The sequence below is a fragment of the Coprococcus sp. OM04-5BH genome (assembly GCF_003482105.1).
In the GTDB taxonomy this organism is placed as follows: domain Bacteria; phylum Bacillota; class Clostridia; order Lachnospirales; family Lachnospiraceae; genus Coprococcus.
This window is the reverse complement of the sequence record NZ_QULM01000006.1, coordinates 50124-74519: the sequence shown is the minus strand read 5'-3', so window position 1 is coordinate 74519 and position 24396 is coordinate 50124. Positions and strand designations below refer to the sequence as shown.

The 24396-nt window shown below is 41.4% G+C and carries 36 protein-coding genes and 1 pseudogene; 36 read left to right on the top strand and 1 reads right to left on the bottom strand.

Annotated elements, in window-relative coordinates; genetic code table 11:
* Nucleotides 1–20: 20 nt before the first annotated feature.
* Together DXB54_RS10610 and DXB54_RS10605 are read left to right on the top strand one after the other, a co-directional pair.
* The gene (locus DXB54_RS10610; protein WP_118695161.1) at nucleotides 21–617 is read left to right on the top strand and encodes a metallophosphoesterase family protein; all 597 of its coding nucleotides are present in this window, start codon (nucleotides 21–23) and stop codon (nucleotides 615–617) included.
* Between the two features lie 179 nt (nucleotides 618–796).
* A complete protein-coding gene (locus DXB54_RS10605; RefSeq protein ID WP_021938634.1) occupies nucleotides 797–2155 on the top strand; it encodes a citrate/2-methylcitrate synthase in 1359 nt (452 codons plus the stop codon).
* Between the two features lie 113 nt (nucleotides 2156–2268).
* On the opposite strand, the gene DXB54_RS10600 is transcribed toward DXB54_RS10605, so the two are convergent.
* Nucleotides 2269–3132, bottom strand: a complete 864-nt coding sequence (locus DXB54_RS10600; protein WP_118695160.1) for a class I SAM-dependent methyltransferase — start codon at nucleotides 3130–3132, stop codon at nucleotides 2269–2271.
* Between the two features lie 813 nt (nucleotides 3133–3945).
* Between DXB54_RS10600 and DXB54_RS12255 the strand changes: the two are divergent.
* From DXB54_RS12255 to DXB54_RS10430, 34 genes and pseudogenes are all read left to right on the top strand, one after another.
* Nucleotides 3946–5118 (top strand): annotated as a pseudogene (locus DXB54_RS12255) (class I SAM-dependent methyltransferase).
* Complete coding sequence (locus DXB54_RS10590) at nucleotides 5102–6025, top strand: OST-HTH/LOTUS domain-containing protein (RefSeq protein WP_118695159.1); 924 nt, start codon at nucleotides 5102–5104, stop codon at nucleotides 6023–6025. Before DXB54_RS12255 ends, DXB54_RS10590 begins: the two are co-directional and overlap by 17 nt.
* A 306-nt stretch (nucleotides 6026–6331) precedes the next feature.
* Nucleotides 6332–6643 (top strand): 30S ribosomal protein S10, encoded by a 312-nt coding sequence (gene rpsJ, locus DXB54_RS10585; RefSeq protein ID WP_021937692.1) that lies wholly within the window; start codon nucleotides 6332–6334, stop codon nucleotides 6641–6643.
* 169 nt (nucleotides 6644–6812) lie between these two features.
* The gene (gene rplC, locus DXB54_RS10580; RefSeq protein ID WP_118695158.1) at nucleotides 6813–7496 is read left to right on the top strand and encodes a 50S ribosomal protein L3; all 684 of its coding nucleotides are present in this window, start codon (nucleotides 6813–6815) and stop codon (nucleotides 7494–7496) included.
* 23 nt (nucleotides 7497–7519) lie between these two features.
* A complete protein-coding gene (gene rplD / locus DXB54_RS10575) occupies nucleotides 7520–8140 on the top strand; it encodes a 50S ribosomal protein L4 (RefSeq protein ID WP_118695157.1) in 621 nt (206 codons plus the stop codon).
* Nucleotides 8140–8439, top strand: a complete 300-nt coding sequence (rplW, locus tag DXB54_RS10570) for a 50S ribosomal protein L23 (RefSeq protein ID WP_021937689.1) — start codon at nucleotides 8140–8142, stop codon at nucleotides 8437–8439. The genes rplD and rplW overlap by 1 nt, the downstream gene beginning before the upstream one ends.
* 60 nt (nucleotides 8440–8499) lie before the next feature.
* Nucleotides 8500–9345 carry a 50S ribosomal protein L2 gene (rplB, locus tag DXB54_RS10565; RefSeq protein WP_118695156.1) on the top strand — a complete coding sequence of 282 codons (846 nt, stop codon included), beginning with the start codon at nucleotides 8500–8502 and terminating at the stop codon, nucleotides 9343–9345.
* 16 nt (nucleotides 9346–9361) lie between these two features.
* Complete coding sequence (gene rpsS, locus DXB54_RS10560; RefSeq protein ID WP_021937687.1) at nucleotides 9362–9640, top strand: 30S ribosomal protein S19; 279 nt, start codon at nucleotides 9362–9364, stop codon at nucleotides 9638–9640.
* A 30-nt stretch (nucleotides 9641–9670) separates the two neighbouring features.
* Nucleotides 9671–10057, top strand: coding sequence for a 50S ribosomal protein L22 (gene rplV, locus DXB54_RS10555; protein WP_021937686.1), 387 nt, complete (start codon nucleotides 9671–9673; stop codon nucleotides 10055–10057).
* Between the two features lie 10 nt (nucleotides 10058–10067).
* The gene (gene rpsC / locus DXB54_RS10550; RefSeq protein ID WP_118695155.1) at nucleotides 10068–10733 is read left to right on the top strand and encodes a 30S ribosomal protein S3; all 666 of its coding nucleotides are present in this window, start codon (nucleotides 10068–10070) and stop codon (nucleotides 10731–10733) included.
* On the top strand, nucleotides 10733–11170 hold the full coding sequence (rplP, locus tag DXB54_RS10545; RefSeq protein ID WP_021937683.1) for a 50S ribosomal protein L16: 438 nt from the start codon (nucleotides 10733–10735) through the stop codon (nucleotides 11168–11170). Before rpsC ends, rplP begins: the two co-directional genes overlap by 1 nt.
* Nucleotides 11160–11363: a 50S ribosomal protein L29 gene (rpmC, locus tag DXB54_RS10540; protein WP_021937682.1), complete on the top strand. Its 204-nt coding sequence runs from the start codon at nucleotides 11160–11162 to the stop codon at nucleotides 11361–11363. Before rplP ends, rpmC begins: the two co-directional genes overlap by 11 nt.
* A 23-nt stretch (nucleotides 11364–11386) precedes the next feature.
* Nucleotides 11387–11641 (top strand): 30S ribosomal protein S17, encoded by a 255-nt coding sequence (gene rpsQ / locus DXB54_RS10535; protein WP_021937681.1) that lies wholly within the window; start codon nucleotides 11387–11389, stop codon nucleotides 11639–11641.
* Nucleotides 11642–11653: 12 nt separating this feature from the next.
* The gene (rplN, locus tag DXB54_RS10530) at nucleotides 11654–12022 is read left to right on the top strand and encodes a 50S ribosomal protein L14 (RefSeq protein ID WP_021937680.1); all 369 of its coding nucleotides are present in this window, start codon (nucleotides 11654–11656) and stop codon (nucleotides 12020–12022) included.
* A 15-nt stretch (nucleotides 12023–12037) separates the two neighbouring features.
* Entirely contained in the window at nucleotides 12038–12355 is a 318-nt protein-coding gene (rplX, locus tag DXB54_RS10525) for a 50S ribosomal protein L24 (protein ID WP_021937679.1), read from the top strand.
* 20 nt (nucleotides 12356–12375) lie between these two features.
* Nucleotides 12376–12915, top strand: a complete 540-nt coding sequence (gene rplE, locus DXB54_RS10520; RefSeq protein ID WP_021937678.1) for a 50S ribosomal protein L5 — start codon at nucleotides 12376–12378, stop codon at nucleotides 12913–12915.
* 18 nt (nucleotides 12916–12933) lie between these two features.
* Nucleotides 12934–13119 (top strand): type Z 30S ribosomal protein S14, encoded by a 186-nt coding sequence (locus DXB54_RS10515; protein WP_021937677.1) that lies wholly within the window; start codon nucleotides 12934–12936, stop codon nucleotides 13117–13119.
* Between the two features lie 22 nt (nucleotides 13120–13141).
* A complete protein-coding gene (gene rpsH, locus DXB54_RS10510) occupies nucleotides 13142–13543 on the top strand; it encodes a 30S ribosomal protein S8 (RefSeq protein ID WP_021937676.1) in 402 nt (133 codons plus the stop codon).
* Nucleotides 13544–13616: 73 nt separating this feature from the next.
* Complete coding sequence (rplF, locus tag DXB54_RS10505) at nucleotides 13617–14156, top strand: 50S ribosomal protein L6 (protein ID WP_021937675.1); 540 nt, start codon at nucleotides 13617–13619, stop codon at nucleotides 14154–14156.
* Between the two features lie 17 nt (nucleotides 14157–14173).
* Nucleotides 14174–14542, top strand: coding sequence for a 50S ribosomal protein L18 (rplR, locus tag DXB54_RS10500; protein ID WP_021937674.1), 369 nt, complete (start codon nucleotides 14174–14176; stop codon nucleotides 14540–14542).
* Between the two features lie 20 nt (nucleotides 14543–14562).
* Nucleotides 14563–15072, top strand: a complete 510-nt coding sequence (gene rpsE, locus DXB54_RS10495) for a 30S ribosomal protein S5 (protein WP_021937673.1) — start codon at nucleotides 14563–14565, stop codon at nucleotides 15070–15072.
* 14 nt (nucleotides 15073–15086) lie between these two features.
* Nucleotides 15087–15269: a 50S ribosomal protein L30 gene (gene rpmD / locus DXB54_RS10490; protein ID WP_021937672.1), complete on the top strand. Its 183-nt coding sequence runs from the start codon at nucleotides 15087–15089 to the stop codon at nucleotides 15267–15269.
* Nucleotides 15270–15287: 18 nt separating this feature from the next.
* Nucleotides 15288–15728, top strand: coding sequence for a 50S ribosomal protein L15 (gene rplO, locus DXB54_RS10485; RefSeq protein WP_021937671.1), 441 nt, complete (start codon nucleotides 15288–15290; stop codon nucleotides 15726–15728).
* Between the two features lie 2 nt (nucleotides 15729–15730).
* Nucleotides 15731–17059 carry a preprotein translocase subunit SecY gene (secY, locus tag DXB54_RS10480; RefSeq protein ID WP_021937670.1) on the top strand — a complete coding sequence of 443 codons (1329 nt, stop codon included), beginning with the start codon at nucleotides 15731–15733 and terminating at the stop codon, nucleotides 17057–17059.
* Between the two features lie 156 nt (nucleotides 17060–17215).
* Nucleotides 17216–17860 (top strand): adenylate kinase, encoded by a 645-nt coding sequence (locus DXB54_RS10475; protein ID WP_021937669.1) that lies wholly within the window; start codon nucleotides 17216–17218, stop codon nucleotides 17858–17860.
* A 3-nt stretch (nucleotides 17861–17863) separates the two neighbouring features.
* The gene (gene map / locus DXB54_RS10470; protein WP_118695154.1) at nucleotides 17864–18631 is read left to right on the top strand and encodes a type I methionyl aminopeptidase; all 768 of its coding nucleotides are present in this window, start codon (nucleotides 17864–17866) and stop codon (nucleotides 18629–18631) included.
* Between the two features lie 51 nt (nucleotides 18632–18682).
* Entirely contained in the window at nucleotides 18683–18901 is a 219-nt protein-coding gene (gene infA, locus DXB54_RS10465; protein WP_021937667.1) for a translation initiation factor IF-1, read from the top strand.
* Between the two features lie 125 nt (nucleotides 18902–19026).
* Nucleotides 19027–19140: a 50S ribosomal protein L36 gene (rpmJ, locus tag DXB54_RS10460; protein ID WP_015533797.1), complete on the top strand. Its 114-nt coding sequence runs from the start codon at nucleotides 19027–19029 to the stop codon at nucleotides 19138–19140.
* Between the two features lie 249 nt (nucleotides 19141–19389).
* Nucleotides 19390–19758, top strand: coding sequence for a 30S ribosomal protein S13 (gene rpsM / locus DXB54_RS10455; protein WP_021937666.1), 369 nt, complete (start codon nucleotides 19390–19392; stop codon nucleotides 19756–19758).
* 44 nt (nucleotides 19759–19802) lie between these two features.
* Nucleotides 19803–20198, top strand: coding sequence for a 30S ribosomal protein S11 (gene rpsK, locus DXB54_RS10450; protein WP_021937665.1), 396 nt, complete (start codon nucleotides 19803–19805; stop codon nucleotides 20196–20198).
* A gap of 18 nt (nucleotides 20199–20216) precedes the next feature.
* Complete coding sequence (gene rpsD, locus DXB54_RS10445) at nucleotides 20217–20810, top strand: 30S ribosomal protein S4 (protein ID WP_118695153.1); 594 nt, start codon at nucleotides 20217–20219, stop codon at nucleotides 20808–20810.
* A 54-nt stretch (nucleotides 20811–20864) separates the two neighbouring features.
* Nucleotides 20865–21821, top strand: coding sequence for a DNA-directed RNA polymerase subunit alpha (locus DXB54_RS10440; protein WP_021937663.1), 957 nt, complete (start codon nucleotides 20865–20867; stop codon nucleotides 21819–21821).
* A gap of 86 nt (nucleotides 21822–21907) precedes the next feature.
* The gene (locus tag DXB54_RS10435) at nucleotides 21908–22444 is read left to right on the top strand and encodes a bL17 family ribosomal protein (protein WP_118695152.1); all 537 of its coding nucleotides are present in this window, start codon (nucleotides 21908–21910) and stop codon (nucleotides 22442–22444) included.
* Between the two features lie 100 nt (nucleotides 22445–22544).
* Nucleotides 22545–24380, top strand: a complete 1836-nt coding sequence (locus DXB54_RS10430; protein ID WP_118695151.1) for an ABC transporter ATP-binding protein — start codon at nucleotides 22545–22547, stop codon at nucleotides 24378–24380.
* The last annotated feature ends 16 nt before the right edge of the window (nucleotides 24381–24396 follow it).

Genomic DNA, 24396 nt, shown 5'->3' with positions numbered 1-24396 from the left:
ATCAGTGGAGAAGCGGTAAAATGAAGATAATGGTACTTGCGGATGAAGAGTCAAAGTATTTATGGGATTATTTTGATAAAAAAAAATTAGAAGGTATAGATTTAATTATCTCCTGTGGTGATCTGGCACCGCAATACCTGTCTTTTCTTGCAACATTTACCCATGCACCTGTTTATTATGTTCATGGTAATCATGATGTGTGTTATGAAGAGACTCCTCCTGATGGCTGTATATGTATAGACGGTCAGATTGTTGAATATCAAGGCGTGCGGATATTGGGACTTGGCGGCTCCATGGAATACAAGTTTGGCGGGGCGCCTCATCAGTATACCGACAAGGCAATGGAGAACAGGGTAAAGAAGCTTAAGAGAAAGATCAAGAAGTCCGGAGGCTTTGATATACTCATAGGTCATGCTCCCGCAAAGGGGATAAATGATTCGGAGGATCTTGCCCATAATGGTTTTTCGTGCTTTAGGACCCTCATAGAGGAGTATAAGCCGAAGTATTTTGTCCATGGGCATGTTCACGTCAATTACGGAAGAGATTTCGTGAGGGAATCTCATTACAGGGATACAACAATAATCAATGCCTATGAAAGGTATATAATAGAAATATAAAAGCAAAAAAGCAGTGCATATGAATGGGCTTATTTCTTTCGCCGGAAATATACATGGTATGCATTGCTTTTTCACATTTATAATTATTTTATTCATTTTCTTGCATGGCAGGTGATAATTTGATAAACTAATGTGAGATTAGTTAGAGTTTATACTAAGGATGGAAAGGGGATAGAGGTTTGGAAAGAGGTAGCGAAGAATATAACAGGATAATTGATCAGCTTGTGGATTACTGTAATGCGTCAGGAAGCATAGATCAAAACCTCTATGTTACCTATGATGTAAAAAGAGGATTAAGAGATTCAAACGGTAAGGGTGTCCTTACAGGTCTCACTGAGATCTCCGATGTTATCGGTTATGACGTGATCGATGGAGAAAGAGTTCCCGCAGACGGAAGTCTGTTCTTTCAGGGCTATAATGTGGAGAGCCTTGTAAAGGGCTTTCACGGAAGCAAGTTCGGATTTGAGGAGACTATATATCTGCTTATGTTTGGTTCATTGCCTAACAGGGAGCAGCTTGCAGGCTTTATCGAACTTATGGAGACCTTCAGGGAGCTTCCGAGCAAATTTACCAGAGACGTAATACTTAAGGCACCAAGTAAGAATATGATGAACGTACTCCAGAGGTGTGTTCTGACACTTTATTCATATGACGATAATCCGGATGATATCAGCATAAAGAATGTGCTGAGACAGAGCCTTGAGCTTATCGCCCAGTTCCCTCTGATAGCAGCCTACGGATATCAGGGTTACAGACATTATTACCTTGATAAGAGTCTTGTAATACATAATCCTAAGAAGGGACTTTCCACAGCAGAGAACTTCTTAAGGCTTATCAGAGCAGACAAGAAGTATACTGAGCTTGAAGCCCAGGTTCTTGATATCTGTCTGGTTATACATGCAGAGCATGGCGGTGGTAACAACTCAACATTTACAACCCATGTAATATCATCTACAGGAACAGATACATATTCAACAGTTGCAGGTTCTCTTGGTTCCCTTAAGGGACCTAAGCATGGTGGCGCAAATCTTAAGGTTCAGCAGATGTTCGACGATCTTAAGGAACATGTTAAGGACTGGGAGGATGAGGCTGCCATAACAGAGTACCTCACATCATTGCTTGACAAGAAGGGCTTCGACCATTCGGGGCTTATATATGGAATGGGACATGCTGTATATACCAAGTCAGACCCAAGAGCAAGGATACTCAAGGGGTATGCAGAGAAGCTTTCGGTTGAGAAGCACAAGGAGAAGGAATTTGCTTTGTACGCTACAGTTGAAAGAATCGCAGCCAGACTTCTCGGAGAGAGAAGGAACGGCAATAAGGCGATTTCTGCAAATGTAGACTTCTACAGCGGATTTGTATATACAATGCTTGACATACCTATTGAGCTGTTCACACCTATATTTGCCATTGCGAGAATATCAGGCTGGTGTGCCCACAGAATAGAGGAGCTTGTAAATGCAGGCAAGATCATCAGACCGGCATACAAGTATGTAGGAAGCCACAGAGAATATCTGGATATGGATGAAAGATAATAAAAATCGGCAGGAAATTATTTCCCTGCCGATTTTTCTATTATATGTTTTCTTTTCACCTGATCGCACTATCTTGCTGTTGCCTCACGTTTTTTTGAGGAGGCTGCCGTGTTTTATCTCTGCCATCTTCCGGCTGCTCCGCATGGGAGAGGAAGTCCGGATACTGTACATGGAAGTCCGATCTCGTCAGCCATAACTGTGCCGCCGAATTTACTCTTTACCTCGGTGCTTATCATATAGTTAAGAACAGCGGGCTGGAGCCCGGTGGTGTATGAGTTCACCAGGAAGAACAGTGGCTTATCACATAAAAGCTCAGAGCAGAGCTTGATAAATGGGTGGATCTTCTCCTCGATCTTCCATATCTCGCCCTTTGGACCTCTTCCATATGATGGAGGATCCATGATTATTGCGTCGTATTTATTTCCGCGTCGGATCTCCCTTTCTACGAATTTCACACAGTCATCAACTATCCATCTGATAGGTGCGTCTGCAAGTCCTGAGGATACGGCATTTTCCTTTGCCCATGTGACCATTCCCTTTGAGGCGTCAACGTGGGTTACCGCGGCACCTGCCTTGGCAGCGGCACAGGTTGCACCACCTGTATATGCAAATAAATTCAATACCTTTATATCCTTCTTTGGGGATTTCCTTATAAGCTCAGAAAACCAGTCCCAGTTGGCTGCCTGCTCCGGGAACAAGCCGGTATGCTTGAAGCTGAATGGCTTTAGATTAAAGGTGAGGTCTCTGTAATTGATGGTCCACTGCTCCGGGAGCTTGAAGAATTCCCATTCTCCGCCACCGCGGTTGCTTCTGTGATAGTGTCCGTTTAACTGCTTCCATCTCTTGTCGTTCTTTGGAGTGCTCCAGAGAACCTGAGGGTCCGGTCTTAGCAGGATGTATTTTCCCCAACGCTCTAACTTCTCGCCATCAGAGCAGTCTATAACTTCGTAATCTTTCCAATTATCTGCCAGCCACATATGATATTTCTCCTGTTTCTATATTAATGTTGTGTTGTTGCGTTTGCTATGGTTGTTTGCACTAACTTCAAGTATAGCATAGGAGGGAGGGCTTCTACAAGCCTTGCTGCGTTTTCTACTCAGTTCGGGCACGGCATTTCCGTTTTATGGTGGCTTTATGGCGGATGTCGCAGCGGCACATTATTCAATGAGTCTGACACGTTTGATATCTGTTGCATGCACGCAGCTATTATAAAACTCCGCAAATGAAGATGATGTCCCCACAAGCCTTGCTGCGTTTTCTACTCGGTTCGGGCACCTATGTGTCGGCAGTCGCCCAAACGCACCCTTGCGGGTTTGAACGTGGGCTTGGTGCCGACAGTTAGCCCAAACCTCGTAACGAAATACTCGCTATGGCTTTCTGGGACATTATCTTCATTCTATGGAGGTTCACTTAATGGCTTGCTCCGAAGAAAGCCTCATTACCAGCTTTTGGAGATTGGATGATTCTATGAAGGGACATTTGCTCCCCTCGTTACTTAATGAGTGCGTAGCACGAATTTAGTAACGTAAGGAGGAGCATACGAGCGAGAGCGGTCCCGGAATAGAACCATCGCACATCGGAAAAAGCGTCATGTTAAAAATCCAACGCATATCGAAAAAAGCGTCACATTAAAAACCATCGCGCATCGGAAAAAGCGTCAAGCTGAAAACGAAAGACTTGCACAAGCCGTGGCACCGTGATACTCTAAAAGCGTAGCGTGCATAGCAAAAAGTCGGACTATGTAAGTGCAACGCATAAAGCGACATTAAGAAAACAGAAAGAGCACAGAAATGATGACAGAGAAAACAGCAGAAATGCTAGATGAAATAATAGCCTCAAATCCCCACAAGATAGTGCTTGGCGGTGGCAAGGGCGAATACAGGAAGATAGTATGCGGTAAGAAGCAGATATCAGGAAAGCTTGTGTACCAGCTTGAGAAATATACAGACAAGCAGGTGTTTCACGAGAACATAGGTGAAGAGGGCCTTAAGGGCACTCTTGGAGGATATATAGGAGAGAATTTCAGACAGCTCAATTCATTTGCAGTGGGATACGATTACGAGCTGCGGGTAAGCAAAAAGGGCGAGCCTCATCTTACAAGAAAGAAATCCGACAAGAAACAGGTGACCATACAGGGAAACAACCGCAAGAAGAAATACATCCTCGAAGAGGGCATGGATATACCAGTGTTTAAAGAACTGGGTATATTCACAAAGGATGGCAAGGTTGCAAAGTCCATGTACGATAAGTTCAAACAGATAAACAGATTTGTGGAGATGGTTGATGACGTGCTTAAGGACTATGACAGGGACGAGATCTATATCATAGATTTCGGCTGCGGCAAATCCTATCTGACCTTCATCCTTTACTACTATCTTGTGGAGATAAGGAAGAAGCGGGCGTACATTACCGGTCTTGATCTTAAGGAGCAGGTTATAAAAAACTGTAACGCTCTGGCAGAGAAATTCGGATATAAGGATCTGAGATTTGAAATTTGAAATATCAACGGATACCATACAGACCACAGAGTTGACATGGTGGTAAGCCTACATGCCTGCGATACAGCCACGGACTTTGCCCTGTACAATGCCATAAGCTGGGGTGCAACCTATATAATGTCAGTGCCATGCTGCCAGCATGAGGCAAATAAGCAGATGAAGACAGAGGCACTTAAGGGTATTACCCATTATGGGCTCATAAAAGAGAGAACTGCCGCCCTTATGACGGACACCATAAGAGGCTTAATGCTTGAATACAGTGGCTATAAGACAGATGTAATGGAATTTATCGAGATAGAGCACTCCCCAAAGAACATACTTATAAGGGCAGTGAAGAAGAATATCTCCGAGGCAAAGCGAAAAGAAGCCTATAAACAGGCAGAGGAGATATGTCTTGCATTTGATCTGAAGCAGTGCCTTATGGAACTGTTAAAAACCGGAGAAGACAATGGATATAGGGGTTGAGTCAATGAACATAGCTTTATTTGTAGATTGTAACAGCATAAAAACAGAATATATAGATGCCATCACAAGGGAAGCCAGGAAGCAGGGGAATGTGATCCTGAAGAAGGCTTATGGCAATATAGATGACGAGGAACTTAGAGATACTCTTGAGAGAAATCTATATTATATAGAAGAAACAGGAACGGAATACGCAGACCGGATACCGGCGGAGCTTATTGCCGATTTCATGTTTTACCTTATGGAGGATGATCACAAGAACAGAAGAAGAGCCGATCAGGTGATAGTTGCCACCGGGGATGAGTATATCAGGCCGGTCCTTAACGCCCACCTGGCAAATGGGGCAAGAGTTACCATATACGGTACGAAGTCAGCCTCAAAGCAGTTCGTCTACAGCACCGGAAGCTTCAGATATGTGGAGATGTTAGCGGGAGAGGATGTATCGGAATATGTAACTCCAAAGGCTGACGTGGTGAAAAACATGCTGGAGATGATCACCATGGAAAAGGGCAGTGCAAGACTTATAGACGCCCGGGGGCTGTGCGAGGCACTCTTGAGAATGTATCCGGAATTTGATGTGAGAAATTATGGGTATACAAAATTTACTACATTTGTCACAGAAAATATAAGCAATATTAATATAGAAGAAACGGCATCGGGGATTGCCATAAGACAGATTGACGATGGTCAGGAGATACAGAAGTACATATACGAATTTCTTGGCAAGAGGGACAATAAGGTTGAGGACATGAGCGAGTTGTTTGCAGCTATAAAGCTTATGTATCCGTACTTTGATATAAAAAATTACGGATATACAAACGAGATCGCGTACATACTCAGCATACCTAAGCTTGAGATCTATGACAATAAGGGAGTAAAGCTGAAACAGACCTTTAAGATTAAAGCATAAAATTTACCAAAAAAAATTGTGGAAATTATGAATAAAAAAGCTTGCATAACTGGAAACACTGGTATATAATCATTCTTGCTGTGACATTGATAGCGTAGAAGCGGAGGTTGCTGTATATAATACAGGTTATTTCGTGGAGCGAATGTCAATTTACAAAACTGACGACAAGTCACTGTACAAAAGAACCGTCTGCCAGAGAGCAGAGACGACGTGTATGTTGTGATAATAAATACGACACACACGGGAGAGTGTACAGTCACCACTTGTTGTACTAATCAAAAGTGCGAAAAGGAGGCGGCTTTTTTTATGGCAAATCAGATTATGAGAATCACACTTAAGGCATATGACCACAAGCTTATCGATCAGGCTGCAAGCCAGATCATCGATACTGTTAAGAAGACAGGTGCTAAGGTTAGCGGACCAGTTCCAATGCCAACAAAGGTAGAAAAGGTGACAATCTTAAGAGCTGTTCATAAGTATAAGGATTCAAGAGAACAGTTCGAGCAGAGAACTCATAAGAGACTTATCGATGTAATTGCTCCAACACAGAAGACTGTTGACGCTTTACAGAAGATGGACTTATCTGCTGGTGTTTACATCGACGTTAAGATGAAATAATTAGAGTGGACTAATTCAAAATAAACCACAAACATTTACAATTTAATACAGTACCTAATGCATCGGAAGATGTAATTTAGTATGATCGGTAAAACGATCCGCTGTGAATTAAATTTAGTATGATTGCAACAAGCAATCCGCTGTGAATTAATTAGGAGGAAAACCAAAAATGAAGAAGGCTATTTTAGCAACAAAGGTCGGAATGACACAGATTTTCGACGAGGACGGTGTATTAACACCAGTTACAGTTTTACAGGCTGGTCCATGTGTTGTAACCCAGGTTAAAACAGTTGAGAATGACGGTTACGAGGCAATTCAGGTTGGATTCGGCGAAAAGAAGGAAAGAGTAACAAGCAAGGACGTTTCAGGAAAGAAAGTTATCAGAAATCCACATGGTGCTGGTAAGGCAGAAGTTGGACATGCAAAGAAGGCTAACACAACACCTAAGACTTTCTACAGAGAGTTCAGACTTGATGACTGCTCAGCTTACGAGCTCGGCGCAGAGATCAAGGCAGACGTATTTGCAGAGGGTGACAAGATTGATGTTACCGCTAAGACAAAGGGTAAGGGATATGCAGGCGGTCTTAAGAGACACGGCTTAAAGTCAGGTCCTTCAGCTCACGGTTCAAAGTATCACAGACATGCAGGTTCAAACGGCTCAGCAACTACTCCAGGCCGCGTATTCAAGGGTAAGAGAATGCCAGGTCACATGGGCAGCGTAAGAGTAACTATCCAGAACCTTGAGGTAGTTAAGATAGATGTTGAAAATGATGTTATTTTGGTAAAGGGCGCAGTTCCAGGACCAAAGAAATCATTAGTAATGATTAAGGATACAGTAAAGACTGGTAAGTAGTCTTTAGGAAAGGAGGAACGAAAATGGCATCAGTTAAAGTAGTAGACATCGAAGGAAATGAAGTTGAAACATTAGAGTTAAACGATTCAGTTTTCGGTGTAGAAATAAATGAACATTTAATGCATTTGGCTGTTGTAGGACAGCTTGCAAACAGCCGTCAGGGAACACAGAGTGCTAAGACACGTTCTGAGGTTTCTGGTGGTGGAAGAAAGCCTTGGAGACAGAAGGGAACAGGTAATGCAAGACAGGGTTCTACAAGATCTCCACAGTGGAAGGGCGGCGGAGTAGTATTCGCACCAAAGCCAAGAGATTATTCAGTTAAGATGAATAAGAAGGAAAAGCAGGCAGCTTTAAAGTCAGCACTTTCAACAAAGCTTGCTGAAGACAAGTTAGTAGTAGTTGACAAGCTTGAACTTGCAGAAGTTAAGACAAGCATCTTCGCTAAGATCCTTGCTAAGCTTCAGGCTCCTAAGTCATTAGTAGTAACAAAGGATAAGAACAACAACGTAGTTCTTTCAGCTAACAACATTCCAACAGTTAAGACAACAGTAGTAAACTCATTAAGCGTATATGATATTCTTAAGTATGAGAAGCTCGTTCTTACTAAGGAAGCTGTAGCAGCAATAGAGGAGGTGTACGCATAATGGCAGATATCAAGTATTATGACGTTATACTTAAGCCAGTAATCACAGAGAAGAGTATGAATGCAATGGCTGAGAAGAAATACACATTTCTTGTTCACCCAACAGCAAACAAGGCTCAGATCAAAGAGGCTGTAGAGAAGATGTTCGAAGGAACAAAGGTTGCAAAGGTTAACACAATGAACAACGATGGCAAGGAAAAGAGACGTGGCGCTACAGTTGGCAACACAGCTAAGTACAAGAAGGCTATCGTACAGTTAACAGCAGACAGCAAGGACATCGAGATTTTTGAAGGATTATAAAAAATCCGGGTATACGCAATAAAAGCGTGAGAATAAATTGAAACCGAAAGGAGAACAAAAATGGGAATTAAGACATATAACCCATATACACCTTCCAGAAGAAATATGACTGGCCTTGATTTTTCAGAGATCACAAAGACAACACCTGAGAAGTCACTTCTTGTATCAAAGAGTAAGACAGCTGGTCGTAACAATCAGGGAAAGATAACAGTTAGACATCACGGCGGTGGTGCTAAGCAGAAGTACAGAATTATAGATTTCAAGAGAAATGACAAAGATGGCATTAAAGCTACAGTAAATGCAATAGAGTATGATCCAAACAGATCAGCAAACATCGCATTACTGTTTTATGCAGATGGTGAGAAGAGATACATTATCGCTCCTTACAAGCTCGCAGTTGGTGATGTTCTTATGAACGGACCAGAGGCAGAGATTAAGATCGGTAACTGTCTTCCACTTCAGAATATTCCAGTTGGTACATTAGTACACAACATCGAGCTGTACCCAGGCAAGGGCGGACAGATGGTTCGTTCAGCCGGTAACTCAGCACAGCTTATGGCTAAGGAAGGAAAGTATGCAACACTTAGACTTCCATCAGGCGAAATGAGAATGGTTCCAATTATCTGTAGAGCAACAATCGGTCAGGTAGGAAACATCGAGCATGGCCTTGTTAACATTGGTAAAGCCGGACGTAAGCGTCACATGGGCGTAAGACCAACTGTTCGTGGTTCAGTCATGAACCCTAATGATCATCCACATGGTGGTGGTGAAGGTAGAGCACCTATCGGACGTCCAGGTCCATCTACACCATGGGGTAAGCCAGCAATGGGCTTAAAGACCAGAAAGAAGAACAAGCAGTCTAACAAGATGATCGTAAGACGTAGAGACGGCAAGAGTGTTAAATAGTTAAGGAGGTATGACGATGGCTCGTTCATTAAAAAAAGGACCATTTGCAGATGCATCTTTACTTAAGAAGGTTGATGCATTAAACGCAAGCAACAGCAAGGACGTTATCAAGACTTGGTCAAGACGTTCAACAATTTTCCCATCATTCGTTGGTCACACAATCGCAGTTCATGACGGAAGAAAGCATGTGCCTGTATATGTAACTGAGGATATGGTAGGACATAAGCTTGGTGAGTTCGTAGTTACCAGAACATACAGAGGACATGGTAAGGACGAAAAGAAGGGTAAGAGATAATAAAGGAATATTTGAAAGGAGGATTTATCAATGGCTAAAGGACATAGATCCCATGATAAGAGACTCAGAAATGAGAATAAAGACACTAGACCATCAGCAAAGGTATCATATGCCAGAGTATCTGTAACAAAGGCATGTTTCGTACTTGACGCTATCAGAGGTAAGGATGTACAGACTGCACTTGCAATCGTAGCATACAACCCAAGATATGGTTCATCAGTTATAGAGAAGTTATTAAAGTCAGCAATAGCAAATGCCGAGAACAACAACGGCTTAAAGGCAGAGAACCTTTACGTTGCTGAGTGCTTTGCAAACAAGGCTCCTACAATGAAGAGAGTTCACCCAAGAGCTCAGGGTAGAGCATATAGAATCGAGAAGAGAACAAGCCACATCACAATCGTGCTTGACGAAAGATAGGAGGTAAAAAATGGGACAGAAAGTTAATCCTCATGGTTTAAGAGTCGGCGTTATCAAAGATTGGGATTCAAGATGGTATGCTGACACTAAGAATGATGAATTCGCTGCAAATTTAGCAGAAGATCATAAGATCAGAACTTATTTAAAGAAGTCACTTTACAATGCAAACATCTCAAAGATCGAGATCGAGAGAGCTGCAGACAGAGTAAAGGTTGCATTATATACAGCTAAGCCTGGTGTTATCATCGGTAAGGGTGGTGCAGGAATCGAAAAGATCAAGGCTGAGGCACAGAAGTTAACAGATAAGAAGTTATTCATTGACGTTAAGGAGATCAAGAAGCCTGATGCTGATGCACAGTTAGTTGCTGAGAATATCGCAGCACAGCTTGAGAACCGTATCTCATTCAGAAAGGCTATGAAGTCTTGCATGGGTAGAACAATGAAGGCTGGAGCACAGGGTATCAAGTGTGCATGTTCAGGACGTCTCGGTGGAGCTGATATGGCTAGAACAGAGTTCTACAGCCAGGGAACAATTCCTCTTCAGACACTTCGTGCAAACATTGATTATGGATTTGCTGAAGCAGATACAACATTCGGTAAAGTTGGTGTTAAGACATGGGTTTACCATGGCGAAGTACTTCCAACAAAGACTAAAAAGGAAGGGAGCGATAAATAATGTTAATGCCTAAGAGAGTTAAGCGTCGTAAGCAGTTTAGAGGTACTATGGCTGGTAAGGCACTTAGAGGTAATAAGATTACAAACGGTCAGTATGGTCTTGTAGCAACAGAGCCAGCTTGGATCAAGTCAAACCAGATTGAAGCAGCCCGTATCGCAATGACAAGATACATGAAGCGTAGTGGTAAAGTATTTATAAAGATTTTCCCTGATAAGCCAGTTACAGCAAAGCCAGCTGAAACTCGTATGGGTTCAGGAAAGGGTGCACTTGAATATTGGGTAGCAGTAGTTAAGCCGGGCAGAGTATTATTTGAGATCGCTGATGTACCGGAAGATGTTGCAAGAGAGGCATTAAGACTTGCTATGCACAAGCTCCCACTTAAGTGTAAGATTGCAACAAAGGAAGAATTAGAGGAGGTAGCAGGCAGTGAAAACTAAGGATTTTATGACAGAGTTAAATGGCAAGTCAGTAGACGAGCTTCAGAACGATTTAGTAGCTGCTAAGAAGGAATTATTCAACCTTAGATTCCAGAACGCTACAAATCAGTTAGATAATACAAGCAGAATTAAAGAAGTAAGAAAGAATATTGCTAGAATACAGACAGTCATTGCCAAGAAGGCTAATGCTTAATTATCTTGGAAGGAGGAATTATTGTGGAAAGAAATCTGAGAAAAACACGTGTAGGTATAGTTACAAGTGACAAGATGAACAAGACAATTGTTGTTTCAATCGTAGATAATGTTAAGCATCCTCTTTATGGTAAGATTGTAAAGAGAACTTACAAGTTAAAGGCTCATGATGAGAACAACGAATGTAAGATTGGTGATAGAGTAAAAGTTATGGAGACAAGACCATTATCAAAGGACAAGAGATGGAGACTTGTTGAGATCATCGAGAAGGCAAAATAAGGAGGCAAAAAAATGGTTCAGCAGGAAACAAGACTTAAGGTTGCTGACAATACAGGTGCTAAAGAATTACTTTGCATCAGAGTATTAGGCGGATCAGTAAGAAGATATGCAAATATCGGCGATATCATCGTTGCCTCAGTTAAAGACGCAACACCAGGCGGAGTTGTAAAGAAGGGCGATGTTGTTAAGGCCGTTGTAGTAAGAACAAAGAAGGGCGCTCGTCGTAAGGATGGTTCATACATCAAGTTCGATGAGAACGCTGCCGTAATTATAAAGGACGACTTAAATCCAAAGGGAACACGTATCTTTGGACCAGTTGCAAGAGAGTTAAGAGATAAGAAGTTCATGAAGATCATCTCACTTGCACCTGAAGTATTATAAGGAGGTGTAGAGACTGTGGCAACAATGAAGATTAAGAAAGATGATATGGTACAGGTTATCGCCGGCAAGGATAAGGGCAAAGAAGGAAAGGTCCTTTCAGTTGACGCAAAGAAGGGTACTGTAGTAGTTGAAGGTATTAATAAAGTATACAAGCACAGCAAGCCAAGCATGGCTAATCAGGCTGGCGGAATTATTGAAATGGAAGCTCCGCTCTCAATCTCCAACGTAATGTATCTTTACAAGGGTAAGCCTGTAAGAATCGGTTTCGAAGGAACAGGCAAGGACAAGGTTCGTGTAGCTAAAGTTGACGGTAAGACAGAGAAGATAGATTAATTGGAAGGAGGTCGTCTTAGGTGAGTAGACTTAAAGAGAAGTATGACGCTGAAATAAAGAGCGCCATGACTGAGAAATTCGGATATAAAAATGTAATGCAGATTCCAAAGCTCGATAAGATCGTTATTAACATGGGCGTTGGTGAAGCTAGAGAAAATGCTAAGGTTTTAGATGCTGCTATTAAGGATCTTGAGACAATCACAGGACAGAAGGTAGTAGTTACCCGTGCAAAGAAGTCAGTTGCTAACTTCAAGTTAAGAGAGGGAATGCCTATCGGATGTAAGGTAACTCTCCGTGGCGAGAAGATGTATGAGTTCTTAGATCGTTTTGTAAATCTTGCACTTCCTCGTGTACGTGACTTCAGAGGTATCAATCCTAACGGATTTGATGGAAGAGGTAACTATGCTGTTGGTATTAAGGAACAGCTCATCTTCCCTGAGATCGAGTATGATAAGGTAGATAAGGTAAGAGGTATGGACGTAATAATGGTTACAACAGCACACACTGACGAAGAAGCTCGCGAGCTTTTAACATTATTCGGTATGCCTTTCAGCAAATAATTAAGGAGGAGATTCAAGATGGCTAAGACATCAATGAAAGTAAAGCAGCAGCGTCCACAGAAGTTCTCAACCAGAGAATATACACGTTGCAATATATGTGGTCGTCCACATTCAGTATTAAAGAAATACGGAATTTGCAGAATCTGCTTCCGTGAGTTAGCATATAAGGGCCAGATCCCTGGCGTTAAGAAGTCAAGCTGGTAAGAGTAGAAGGAGGAAATTTATTATGTCAATGAGCGATCCAATAGCAGATATGCTTACAAGAATTCGTAATGCTAATACAGCAAAGCATGATACAGTAGAAATCCCTGCTTCAAAGATGAAGAAAGCTATTGCCGACATCCTTTTATCAGAGGGATATGTTAAGGCTGTAGATATAATCACAGATGGTAAGTTTGAGACAATCAAAATCACATTGAAGTATGGTGCAGACAAGAATGAGAAGATCATCACAGGTCTTAAGAGAATATCAAAGCCTGGTCTTCGTGTTTACGCAAGTAAGGATGAGCTTCCAAAGGTACTTGGCGGTTTAGGAACAGCTATTATTTCAACAAATAAGGGCGTTTTAACTGACAAGGAAGCCAGAAAAGAAAACGTAGGTGGAGAGGTTCTCGCATTTATCTGGTAATCCGGGTAAATGTGAGTTTTAACACCGGATATAGCAAGTATATTCAGTATTAAAATATAAGGAGGAAGGCAAAATGTCACGTATCGGAAGAATGCCTATCGCGGTACCTGCAGGAGTTACTGTAGATATTGCAGAAAATAATAAAGTGACTGTTAAAGGACCAAAGGGAGAGCTTGTAAGAGTACTTCCAGAGGAGATGGAGATTAAGTTAGAGGCTGATGTTATTACAGTATCAAGACCAAATGACTTAAAGAAGATGAGATCATTACACGGTTTAACAAGAACTCTTATCAACAACATGATCATTGGTGTTACTCATGGTTATGAGAAGACTCTTGAAGTAAACGGTGTAGGTTACAGAGCTCAGAAGCAGGGCAACAAGCTTGTTCTTGCTCTTGGTTATTCACATCCAGTTGAAATGGTAGATCCAGCAGGCCTTGAGACAAAGGTTGACGGAAACAAGATCATCGTAAGCGGTATCGACAAGGAAAAGGTTGGTCAGTACGCTGCAGAGATCAGAGAGAAGAGAGCCCCAGAACCATATAAGGGCAAGGGTATCAAGTATATCGATGAAACTATCAGACGTAAAGTTGGTAAGACTGGTAAGAAATAATAAAGGAGTGAGATAAGATGATTAAAAAAGAATCAAGAAGCGAAATTCGTGTTAAGAAGCACATGCGTGTTCGTAACCGTTTATCCGGAACAGCAGAGAGACCACGTTTAGCAGTGTTCAGAAGTAATAATCATATGTACGCTCAGATTATTGATGATACAGTAGGCAACACATTAGTAGCAGCTTCAACAGCAGAGAAGGCTGTTAAGGCTGAGCTTGAGAAGACAAATGATGTTGCTGCAGCAGCTTACGTTGGTAAGGTTATTGCAGAGAGAGCATTAGAGAAGGGTATCAAGGCTGTTATCTTTGACAGAGGCGGTTTTGTTTACCATGGTAAGATACAGGCGTTAGCAGATGCAGCTAGAGAAGCTGGTCTGGAATTCTAATAAGGAGGAAAACAACATATATGAAGCGTGAAATTATAGATGCTAGTAAGCTTGAGTTAGAAGACAAAGTAGTAGACATCAAGCGTGTAACAAAGGTTGTTAAGGGTGGACGTAATTCCAGATTCGCATGTCTCGTTGTAGTTGGTGACAAGAATGGCCACGTTGGCGTAGGCGTTGGAAAGGCTGTTGAGATTCCTGAAGCTATCCGTAAGGGTAAAGAAGACGCAGCTAAGAACCTGGTAACAGTTCCATTTAATGAAAATAAAAGTGTTCCTTATGATTGGAACGGAAAGTTCGGTAGTGCTTCTGTATTACTTAAGGAAGCTCCGGAAGGTACTGGTATCATCGCCGGTGGTCCAGCACGTAGCGTACTTGAGCTTGCAGGATACAAGAATATCCGTACAAAGTCCTTAGGATCTAACAATAAGCAGAACGTAGTACTTGCAACAATCAAGGGTCTTTCAGAGATCAAGGCTCCAGAAGAGATTGCAAGACTTCGTGGAAAATCTGTTTCAGAGATACTTAACTAAGGAGGTATTTAAAAATGGCAGATAAGTTAAAAGTAACATTAGTAAAATCACCTATCGGTGCGGTGCCTAAGCACAGAAGAACAGTTGAAGCATTAGGCTTAAAGAAGGTCAACAAGTCAGTTGAGCTTCCTAACAACGCTGCAACTCTTGGTATGGTACAGCAGGTTAATTATTTAGTAAAGGTAGAAGAAGTATAATATTAAGGAGGTGCAGGAATGGATTTATCAACATTAAGACCAGCAGATGGTTCAAAGCATAGCGATAACTTCAGAGTTGGCCGTGGACATGGTTCAGGAAACGGTAAGACTGCAGGTAAGGGTCATAAAGGTCAGAAGGCACGTTCAGGATCACCTAGACCAGGTTTTGAAGGTGGCCAGATGCCATTATATAGAAGACTTCCTAAGAGAGGTTTCCAGTGCATCAATCACAAGGACATCGTAGCAATCAATGTTTCAGTTCTTGATAGATTTGAAGATGGCGCAGAAGTAACTGTTGACACACTTATCGAAGCTGGTATCGTTAAGAACTCTCGTGATGGCGTTAAGATTCTTGGTAACGGTGAGTTAACAAAGAAGCTCAATGTTAAGGCAAATGCTTTCTCTAAGTCCGCTGTAGAAAAGATCGAAGCAGCAGGCGGAAAAGCTGAGGTGATGTAATAATGTTCAAAACCTTAAGAAATGCTTTTAAGGTAAAGGAAACTAGATCAAAATTATTATATACACTTTTTGCACTGGTAGTGATCAGACTTGGTAGTCTGATCACAGTGCCGGGCATCCAGAAAGAGGCAATTCAGCAGTATCTTAAGAATTCCCTTGGTGATTCACTGAATATCTTCAGTTCATTCACCGGAGGATCATTCGACCAGATGTCAATATTTGCCCTTTCAGTAACTCCATATATTACAGCAACCATCATCATCCAGCTTCTTACCATTGCCATACCGGCACTGGAAGAAATGCAGAAGGATGGAGAAGACGGTAGAAAGAAGATAACGGCTATCACAAGATTTATGACAGTGGGTCTTGCAATCCTTGAGAGTGCCGGACTTGCAGTAAGTTTTGGACAGAAGGGTTATCTTAATAACTACAGCTTCATAACTGTAATAGAGATGATAGTGATCCTCACAGCCGGAAGTGCATTTGTAATGTGGCTGGGTGAGAGGATTACCGAGCGAGGCGTTGGAAACGGTATCTCCATCATACTTTTGATAAACATTGTTTCAACAATGCCAAACGACTTTAAGAACGTATTTACAACATATACTAAGAAGTATCTGGGTGAAGGCGATTACATCAGAATGACAGTTTCGGTAGTTACTGTTGTTGTTATCGTTGCATTGGTTGTTGCACTTGTATGTGCACTCCAGGGTGCTGAGAGAGAGATCCCTGTTCAGTATGCCAAGAGCGTGAGAGGAAGAAGAACCGTTGGAGGTCAGTCTTCATCAATTCCGCTTAAGGTAAATACAGCAGGCGTTATCCCTGTAATCTTTGCATCCTCAATACTTTCAATACCTGCTATAATCGTGAATCTTTTCGGTATCAAGTCATCAGGTGTTGGAGCTAAGATACTTAATGCATTAAGCCAGTCAAACTGGTTCAATAAGGCAAACTGGTGGCCGACATTAGGTCTTCTGGCATATGTATTACTTGTGTTCTTCTTCGCATATTTCTATACGGCAATCACATTCAATCCTATGGAAATTGCAAATAACATGAAGAAGGGCGGCGGCTTTATTCCGGGTATCAGACCGGGAAAGCCAACTCAGGATTATTTGAATAAGATCCTTAATTATATAATATTTATCGGAGCTGTTGGTCTTCTTATAGTAGCTGTAATCCCAATGTTCTTCAACGGATACTTCGGAATGACATTCTCATTCGGTGGTACATCTATCATCATCGTTGTAGGTGTTGTTATAGAGACAATGAAGGGTCTTGAATCACAGATGCTTCCAAGACATTATCAGGGCTTCCTGTTAGATAAATAATAATCGTACTTTGATTATAAATAAGAATGGGAGTGCACATTTTTGTGTACTTCCTATTCTTGTAATATGAAACAATCAAACAATAAAGTTAATGGGAGAAGTCATGATTCATGGGGGAGGAACCATGATATCAGAGCTCCGGAGAGGATTATATATATGAAGATAATTATGTTAGGCGCACCTGGTGCAGGAAAAGGAACACAGGCTAAGATGATAGCTGCCAAGTATGGCATTCCACACATTTCGACAGGTGATATATTCAGAGCAAATATTAAGAACGGTACAGAGCTTGGTGCTAAGGCAAAAGAGTACATGGATAAGGGATTACTTGTACCGGACGAGTTAGTTGTAGATTTAGTTATAGATAGATTTAAGGCAGATGATTGCAAGAATGGTTATGTGCTTGACGGATTTCCAAGAACAATACCACAGGCAGAGGCACTTGATAATGCCCTTACAGCAATCGGTGAGTCAGTAGACTACGCAATAAACGTAGAAGTTCCTGATGAGAATATAGTAAACAGAATGTCAGGAAGAAGAGCATGTGTAGGTTGTGGAGCAACATATCACATTGTTTACAATCCAACAAAGGTAGAGGGCAAGTGTGATACATGCGGTGCAGATCTTATATTAAGAGATGATGACAAGCCTGAGACAGTATTAAACAGATTAAAGGTTTATCATGAGCAGACACAGCCACTTATTAATTACTATGAAGGCAAAGGCATATTAAAAGAGGTTGATGGTACAGTAGATATGAACGAAGTATTTGCAGCTATCACAGCTATCTTAGGTGAATAATATATGTCCATTTCTATAAAGAACCCGGAAGAGATAGAACTCATGAAGGAGGCAGGAAGAATACTTGCCATAACCCATGAGGAGCTGAAGAAAGCTATAAAGCCAGGTATTACCACATATGATATAGATAAGCTGGGTGAAGAAGTGATAAGGAGTTACGGATGTACACCATCATTCCTTAATTATTGCGGGTATCCGGCTTCCATATGTGTATCCATAAATGAAGAGGTAGTACACGGGATACCTTCCAGAACCAGACATATAAAGGAAGGAGACATTGTAAGTCTTGACGCGGGAGTCATATATAAAGGATATCATTCCGATTCTGCCAGAACCTATGGCGTCGGAGAGATAAGTCCTGTGTGTACAGACCTTATAAAAGTTACAAAACAGAGCTTCTTTGAAGCACTTAAGGTAGCCCGGGCAGGCAATCATATAAAGGATATAGGGGTTGCAGTCGAGAGATATGTTCTGCAGCACGGATTTGATGTGGTTGTTGATCTGGTTGGTCACGGCGTAGGAAAAAATCTCCATGAGGAGCCTGATGTTCCGAACTTCGCCACAAGAAGAAGAGGACCGAAGCTAAAAGCAGGAATGACTATAGCAATAGAACCTATGGTCACTGTTGGAGATTATCATGTGAACTGGCTGGATGACGGATGGACAGTGGTTACAGCCGATGGACTTGCGGCGGCACATTATGAGAACACTATACTCATAACAGAAAGTGAACCGGTAATATTGTCCAGGGCAGAGGGCCTGGAGTTATAGAATGAAAAATAACTTCTATATAATATGATTTTAAAATCAGGAGGATTTGAAATGTCAAAAGCAGATGTAATTGAAGTAGAAGGAAAAGTTGTTGAGAAGCTTCCGAATGCCATGTTTCAGGTAGAGCTTGAGAATGGACATAAGGTACTTGCCCATATAAGCGGAAAGCTGAGAATGAATTATATCAAGATTCTTCCAGGGGATAAAGTTACTATTGAATTATCACCATATGATCTTACAAAGGGCAGGATCGTTTGGAGAGATAAATAAAAACAAATAAGTCGCAAAAAAACTAAAAAAGTGGCTTAAAATTTAAAAAAGTGTGCTTGCATTTTAAATCGAAAGATGTTAGAATGTCTATTCGTAGCGGACTTTTTTTGAAAGGAGAGTTTCTAATGAAGGTTAGAGCATCAGTAAAACCTATATGCGATAAGTGCAAAGTTATCAAGAGAAAGGGTATCGTTAGAGTTATCTGCGAGAATCCAAAGCACAAACAGCGTCAGGGTTAATCAAAAAAGGAACGAGGTATTTTGGATGATAGCCCATCTATGAGAATGCCTTGTTTTTGTGCGTCAACACGTATTGTGTTGAAAAAATGAAGCGGCTGGCGGCATAATCATTATATGCTGCATATTAATATAGTTTTATTATTGGAAAGTCATGAGACAGTGTATGCATTTCACCCCATTACATATGTTCTGGGATATGCTGGAGCTTGATTTACCACACAAGAAGATTTTATACGGAGGTTAATTAGAATGGCTCGTATTTCAGGTGTTGATTTACCAAGAGAGAAGCGTGTTGAAATTGGACTTACTTATATATATGGTATCGGTTTAGTATCATCACAGCGTATTCTTAAGGAAGCAAATGTAAACCCAGATACACGTTGCGCAGACTTAACTGATGATGAAGTAAGAAGAATCAGCGAAGTTATCAATGCAACACAGGTTGTAGAGGGTGATTTACGTAGAGAAGTAGCACTTAATATTAAGCGTTTACAGGAAATTGCATGTTATCGTGGAAAGCGTCACAGACAGGGTCTCCCAGTTCGTGGACAGAAGACAAAGACCAATGCAAGAACTCGTAAGGGTCCTAAGAAGACAGTTGCAAACAAGAAGAAGTAATTATTCTATATAATATTTGAAAAACCATAGGAGGTTTTAAGTTAATGGCTAAGCAAGTTACTAAAAAAGTGGCTAAGAAGCGTGTTAGAAAAAGCGTTCAGCATGGACAGGCTCATATCCAGTCATCTTTCAATAATACAATCGTTACATTAACAGACGCTGAGGGTAATGCACTTTCATGGGCAAGTGCAGGCGGATTAGGCTTCAAGGGTTCAAAGAAGTCAACTCCATATGCTGCTCAGATGGCTGCAGAGACAGCTGCTAAGGCTGCCGCACCATACGGTTTAAAGACTGTTGATGTTATGGTAAAGGGTCCGGGATCAGGTAGAGAGGCAGCAATTCGTGCACTTTCAGCTTGCGGAATCGATGTAGTTAGTATTCAGGATGTTACACCAGTACCACACAATGGTTGCCGTCCACCGAAGAGAAGAAGAGTATAATTAGGAGGTACAGATAAGATGGCAGTAGATAGAACCCCAGTTCTTAAGAGATGCAGATCTTTAGGCATGGAGCCAATGTATCTCGGAATAGATAAGAAATCAAACAGAAAGTCAGCAAGAGCAAACAAGAAGGTAAGCGAGTATGGACTTCAGCTTCGTGAAAAGCAGAAGGCTAAGTTCATCTATGGCGTATTAGAGAAGCCTTTCCGTAACCTTTTCGCTAAGGCAGAGCAGCAGAAGGGATTAACAGGTCCAAACTTAATGACATTACTTGAGTTAAGACTTGATAACATCATCTTCAGAATGGGATTTGCCAGAACAAGAAGAGAAGCAAGACAGATCGTTGATCACAAGCATGTACTTGTGAACGGTAAGAGCGTAAACATTCCTTCATATGAGGTAAAGGCTGGCGACAAGATCGAGATAAGAGAAAAGAGTAAGTCATTACAGAGATATAAGGATATCATGGAAGCTACTGAAGGACATTTAGTACCAGGATGGTTAAATGTTAACAGAGAGACACTTTCAGGTGAAGTTGTTGACAGACCAACAAGAGAGCAGATTGATGTTCCTGTAAACGAGACCCTTATTGTCGAGTTATATTCTAAGTAATTTCTATAATTATTTGGTATGTAGCAGTTATTTTCCCATAAAGGAGGGGCTTAAATGTTTGAATTTGAGAAACCAAATATCAGAGTGGTTGAGATTTCAGATGATAACAAGTATGGCAAGTTTGTAGTAGAACCTTTGGAGAGAGGCTATGGTACAACACTTGGTAATTCACTTAGAAGAATTATGCTTTCCTCATTACCTGGTACTGCTGTACGTCAGGTAAAGATCAAAGGTGTATTACATGAGTTCAGCTCAATCCCAGGCGTTAAGGAAGATGTTACAGAGATAATAATGAATATTAAGTCATTGGTTATCAAGAATAACTCACTTTCTAATGAGCCAAAGCAGGCATACATTGATGTGTCAGGCGAGAGAGTGGTAAGAGCATCTGATATTCATGTAGATGGAGATCTTGAGATTGTTAATCCGGATCTTGTAATTGCCAACTTGAGTGGTCCTGATGCAAAGCTCGAGATGGAACTCACTATTGCAAATGGTCGTGGTTATGTTGGTTCAGATAAGAATAAGGAACCGGAAGCTCCAATCGATGTAATTGCAATAGATTCAATCTACACACCAGTAGAAAGAGTAAATCTTACAGTACAGAATACTCGTGTAGGTCAGGTTACAGATTATGATAAGTTGACACTTGATGTATTCACAAACGGTGCCCTTGCTCCGGATGAGGCAGTAAGCCTTGCAGCAAGAGTATTAGTTGAACATTTGAATCTGTTTGTTGATCTCTCAGACAAGGCCGGAGCAATAGATGTGATGGTAGAAACAGAGTCAGATGAGAAGGAAAAGGTTCTTGAGATGAATATTGATGAGCTTGAATTATCAGTTCGTTCATACAACTGCTTAAAGAGAGCCGGTATCAATACAGTTGAAGAATTAATAAACAAGACTCCAGAGGATATGATGAAGGTTCGTAACCTCGGTCGTAAGTCATTGGATGAAGTTTTAGCTAAGCTTAGAGAGTTAGGTTTAAAGCTTAATGAGAGCGATGACTAAAGCTTATAAGGTGGCCGTGTTCCACTAAAGCCGAATAATAGTAAGCATAGTGAAGACCCGCAAAAGGGTAAGGAGGATAAAATAAAATGGCAATGTATAGAAAACTTGGAAAAGCTAGTGCACAGAGAAATGCATTACTTCGTAACCAGGTAACACAGTTATTATACCATGGAAAGATTAAGACAACTGAGGCTAGAGCTAAGGAAGTTGTTAAGATCGCAGAGAAGCTTATCACACTTGCAATCAAGGAAAAGGATAACTACGATGAAGTTACTGTAACAGCTAAGGTTGCTAAGAAGGATAAGGACGGCAAGAGAGTAAAGGAAGTTGTAGACGGCAAGAAGGTTACAGCTTACGATGAAGTAGAGAAGACAATCAAGAAGGATCAGCCTTCAAGACTTCATGCCAGAAGAGAGATGCTTAAGGTTTTATATCCTGTAGTTGAAGTTCCAACAGATGCAGCAGGTAAGAAGGCAGGCACAAAGAAGATTGATTTAACAGAGAAGTTATTCAACGAGTACGCTACAAAGTACGCTACACGTAACGGTGGTTACACAAGAATCATCAAGATCGGTCAGCGTAAGGGCGATCAGGCTTTAGAAGTAATTCTCGAGTTAATATAATATCTACTTAGATAAAAGGCCATCAGGTACATTCGGTTGTGCCTGGTGGTCTTTTGTTTTATCGCTGGAACATTGCTTTTTAGTGTTGAAGGAGGTAGCCATGTCCTACATATCTACGGAGGATCTCACCCATGAATTTAATATACGCGACGCGACAGGTAACATAATGGCGAAGAAGAGGGCCTGTGATGGAGTAAATGTCCATGTGGAGAAGGGGGCATTTGTTGCAATATTGGGCAGAAATGGTTCGGGTAAATCAACATTTGCAAGACACCTTAATGGACTGCTGATGGCTACAGAGGGAAGTGTCTATATAGCCGATGAGAAGGTGGAGGACAAAAACCTCATAGATATCCGTAGGAAGCTTGGAATGGTATTCCAAAATCCCGACAATCAGATAGTAGGAAACAGTGTCAAGGAAGATGTGGCATTCGGACTTGAGAATCTGGGACTTCCCAGCAAGGAAATATGGGCAAGGATATATGAAACCTTAAAGATCACAGGAATGGGGGCATATATAGACCGGAATGTGGCAAGGCTGTCCGGAGGACAGAAACAGAGGCTTGCAATAACCTCAGTGTGTGCCATGAAGCCGGAAACTATAGTGCTTGACGAAGCAACGTCTATGCTTGATCCCGAAGCCAGTAAAAACATACTTGATAGTGTTCTGGAGCTGAATAAAAAGTATGGTATTACCATAATCATGATAACCCACAGGATCGAAGAGGCAGTTCTTGCAGATTACATATATGTAATGGGAGCAGGAAAGGTGCGGCTTGAAGGGGTAACCGGACATGTCATAACCCGGGTGAAAGAGCTTGAGGCCCTTGGACTTGAGGCCCCACTATATGAAAAGATTAAGTATGAGCTGGGATTCACAGGGAATGATAAAGAGCTGATCTCATATATAAAGGAGAAAGCCGGAAGATCATCAAGTGAAGAAGCCGGTTCTTCAAGAAAGAATCAAATAGAAGATAATGATGGAAGAATAGTGAATTTATCATATGAAAGTGATGTAGATAAAGAAGATAATCTTATATCTGAAACGAATATAGATAGGAAAAATGATAAGCCCATATCTGAAAAGGATATAAGCAGAAAAGATGATATCCTCATATGGGCAAAGGATGTAAGATATATTTACAACAATGGGGACAGTACCCTGCAGGCAGTGAAGGGTGTAAGCTTTCAGATAAAGAAAGGTGAGATAGTTGCTATTGCGGGACATACCGGATCGGGGAAGACTACACTTATACAGATGTTTAATGGATTGTTGCGTCCTACATCAGGCGAACTTGTCGTTGCCGGAACAGATATAGCTAAGGTAAAAGACCTGAAACAGCTTAGAAAGGGCATAGGTTATGTATTTCAGTATCCGGAATATCAATTGTTCGAGGCAAGCGTTCTCAAGGATGTAAAATATGGACCTGTTAATTTCGGATTTTCCGAACAGGAAGCTGATGGGTTGGCAAGGGACGCCTTAAAGCTTGTGTCTATCGGTGAGGAAATGTACGAAATGTCACCATTTGACCTGTCGGGCGGGCAAAAGAAAAGAGTTGCTCTTGCGGGAATACTTGCTTATAAGCCTGAGCTTTTAATACTTGATGAGCCGGTGGCAGGACTTGACCCTGAAAGCAAAAGGGAGTTATTTGCCCTTATAAGAAGGCTCAACAGGGAAGAAGGAACCACAATAATATTTGTATCCCATGACATGAAGGATGTATACGAAATGGCTCCAAGAACCATAGTCCTTAATGAGGGAGAGATAGCCTACGATGGAGATACCGGAGAAATGTTCAGAAACGACAAACTTGTCCGGGCAAATCATCTGGCTGTGCCGGAGCTGGTGAGTTTTAAGCAGAAACTGGAACCGGAGATAGATATAAGAGAAAACACCATTGCAGGGGTTGTGGAGAAGCTAAAAGAGCATTTATAAGAACTGAAGTGACCGG

What these genes read in the sequence shown, in the direction of transcription:
- DXB54_RS10440 (WP_021937663.1), top strand. Translation starts at nt 20,865, where the DNA reads ATGTTTGAATTTGAGAAACCAAATATCAGAGTGGTTGAGATTTCAGAT.
- rplP (WP_021937683.1), top strand. Translation starts at nt 10,733, where the DNA reads ATGTTAATGCCTAAGAGAGTTAAGCGTCGTAAGCAGTTTAGAGGTACT.
- rpsM (WP_021937666.1), top strand. Translation starts at nt 19,390, where the DNA reads ATGGCTCGTATTTCAGGTGTTGATTTACCAAGAGAGAAGCGTGTTGAA.
- rpmJ (WP_015533797.1), top strand. Translation starts at nt 19,027, where the DNA reads ATGAAGGTTAGAGCATCAGTAAAACCTATATGCGATAAGTGCAAAGTT.
- rplW (WP_021937689.1), top strand. Translation starts at nt 8,140, where the DNA reads ATGGCAGATATCAAGTATTATGACGTTATACTTAAGCCAGTAATCACA.
- DXB54_RS10430 (WP_118695151.1), top strand. Translation starts at nt 22,545, where the DNA reads ATGTCCTACATATCTACGGAGGATCTCACCCATGAATTTAATATACGC.
- rpsH (WP_021937676.1), top strand. Translation starts at nt 13,142, where the DNA reads ATGTCAATGAGCGATCCAATAGCAGATATGCTTACAAGAATTCGTAAT.
- map (WP_118695154.1), top strand. Translation starts at nt 17,864, where the DNA reads ATGTCCATTTCTATAAAGAACCCGGAAGAGATAGAACTCATGAAGGAG.
- rpsC (WP_118695155.1), top strand. Translation starts at nt 10,068, where the DNA reads ATGGGACAGAAAGTTAATCCTCATGGTTTAAGAGTCGGCGTTATCAAA.
- rplR (WP_021937674.1), top strand. Translation starts at nt 14,174, where the DNA reads ATGATTAAAAAAGAATCAAGAAGCGAAATTCGTGTTAAGAAGCACATG.
- DXB54_RS10515 (WP_021937677.1), top strand. Translation starts at nt 12,934, where the DNA reads ATGGCTAAGACATCAATGAAAGTAAAGCAGCAGCGTCCACAGAAGTTC.
- DXB54_RS10600 (WP_118695160.1), bottom strand. Translation starts at nt 3,132, where the DNA reads ATGTGGCTGGCAGATAATTGGAAAGATTACGAAGTTATAGACTGCTCT.
- rpsJ (WP_021937692.1), top strand. Translation starts at nt 6,332, where the DNA reads ATGGCAAATCAGATTATGAGAATCACACTTAAGGCATATGACCACAAG.
- rplF (WP_021937675.1), top strand. Translation starts at nt 13,617, where the DNA reads ATGTCACGTATCGGAAGAATGCCTATCGCGGTACCTGCAGGAGTTACT.
- rpmD (WP_021937672.1), top strand. Translation starts at nt 15,087, where the DNA reads ATGGCAGATAAGTTAAAAGTAACATTAGTAAAATCACCTATCGGTGCG.
- DXB54_RS10590 (WP_118695159.1), top strand. Translation starts at nt 5,102, where the DNA reads ATGGATATAGGGGTTGAGTCAATGAACATAGCTTTATTTGTAGATTGT.
- infA (WP_021937667.1), top strand. Translation starts at nt 18,683, where the DNA reads ATGTCAAAAGCAGATGTAATTGAAGTAGAAGGAAAAGTTGTTGAGAAG.
- rplB (WP_118695156.1), top strand. Translation starts at nt 8,500, where the DNA reads ATGGGAATTAAGACATATAACCCATATACACCTTCCAGAAGAAATATG.
- rpsE (WP_021937673.1), top strand. Translation starts at nt 14,563, where the DNA reads ATGAAGCGTGAAATTATAGATGCTAGTAAGCTTGAGTTAGAAGACAAA.
- rplD (WP_118695157.1), top strand. Translation starts at nt 7,520, where the DNA reads ATGGCATCAGTTAAAGTAGTAGACATCGAAGGAAATGAAGTTGAAACA.
- DXB54_RS10475 (WP_021937669.1), top strand. Translation starts at nt 17,216, where the DNA reads ATGAAGATAATTATGTTAGGCGCACCTGGTGCAGGAAAAGGAACACAG.
- rpsK (WP_021937665.1), top strand. Translation starts at nt 19,803, where the DNA reads ATGGCTAAGCAAGTTACTAAAAAAGTGGCTAAGAAGCGTGTTAGAAAA.
- rpsS (WP_021937687.1), top strand. Translation starts at nt 9,362, where the DNA reads ATGGCTCGTTCATTAAAAAAAGGACCATTTGCAGATGCATCTTTACTT.
- DXB54_RS10610 (WP_118695161.1), top strand. Translation starts at nt 21, where the DNA reads ATGAAGATAATGGTACTTGCGGATGAAGAGTCAAAGTATTTATGGGAT.
- DXB54_RS10435 (WP_118695152.1), top strand. Translation starts at nt 21,908, where the DNA reads ATGGCAATGTATAGAAAACTTGGAAAAGCTAGTGCACAGAGAAATGCA.
- rplO (WP_021937671.1), top strand. Translation starts at nt 15,288, where the DNA reads ATGGATTTATCAACATTAAGACCAGCAGATGGTTCAAAGCATAGCGAT.
- rplC (WP_118695158.1), top strand. Translation starts at nt 6,813, where the DNA reads ATGAAGAAGGCTATTTTAGCAACAAAGGTCGGAATGACACAGATTTTC.
- secY (WP_021937670.1), top strand. Translation starts at nt 15,731, where the DNA reads ATGTTCAAAACCTTAAGAAATGCTTTTAAGGTAAAGGAAACTAGATCA.
- rplV (WP_021937686.1), top strand. Translation starts at nt 9,671, where the DNA reads ATGGCTAAAGGACATAGATCCCATGATAAGAGACTCAGAAATGAGAAT.
- rpsD (WP_118695153.1), top strand. Translation starts at nt 20,217, where the DNA reads ATGGCAGTAGATAGAACCCCAGTTCTTAAGAGATGCAGATCTTTAGGC.
- rplN (WP_021937680.1), top strand. Translation starts at nt 11,654, where the DNA reads ATGGTTCAGCAGGAAACAAGACTTAAGGTTGCTGACAATACAGGTGCT.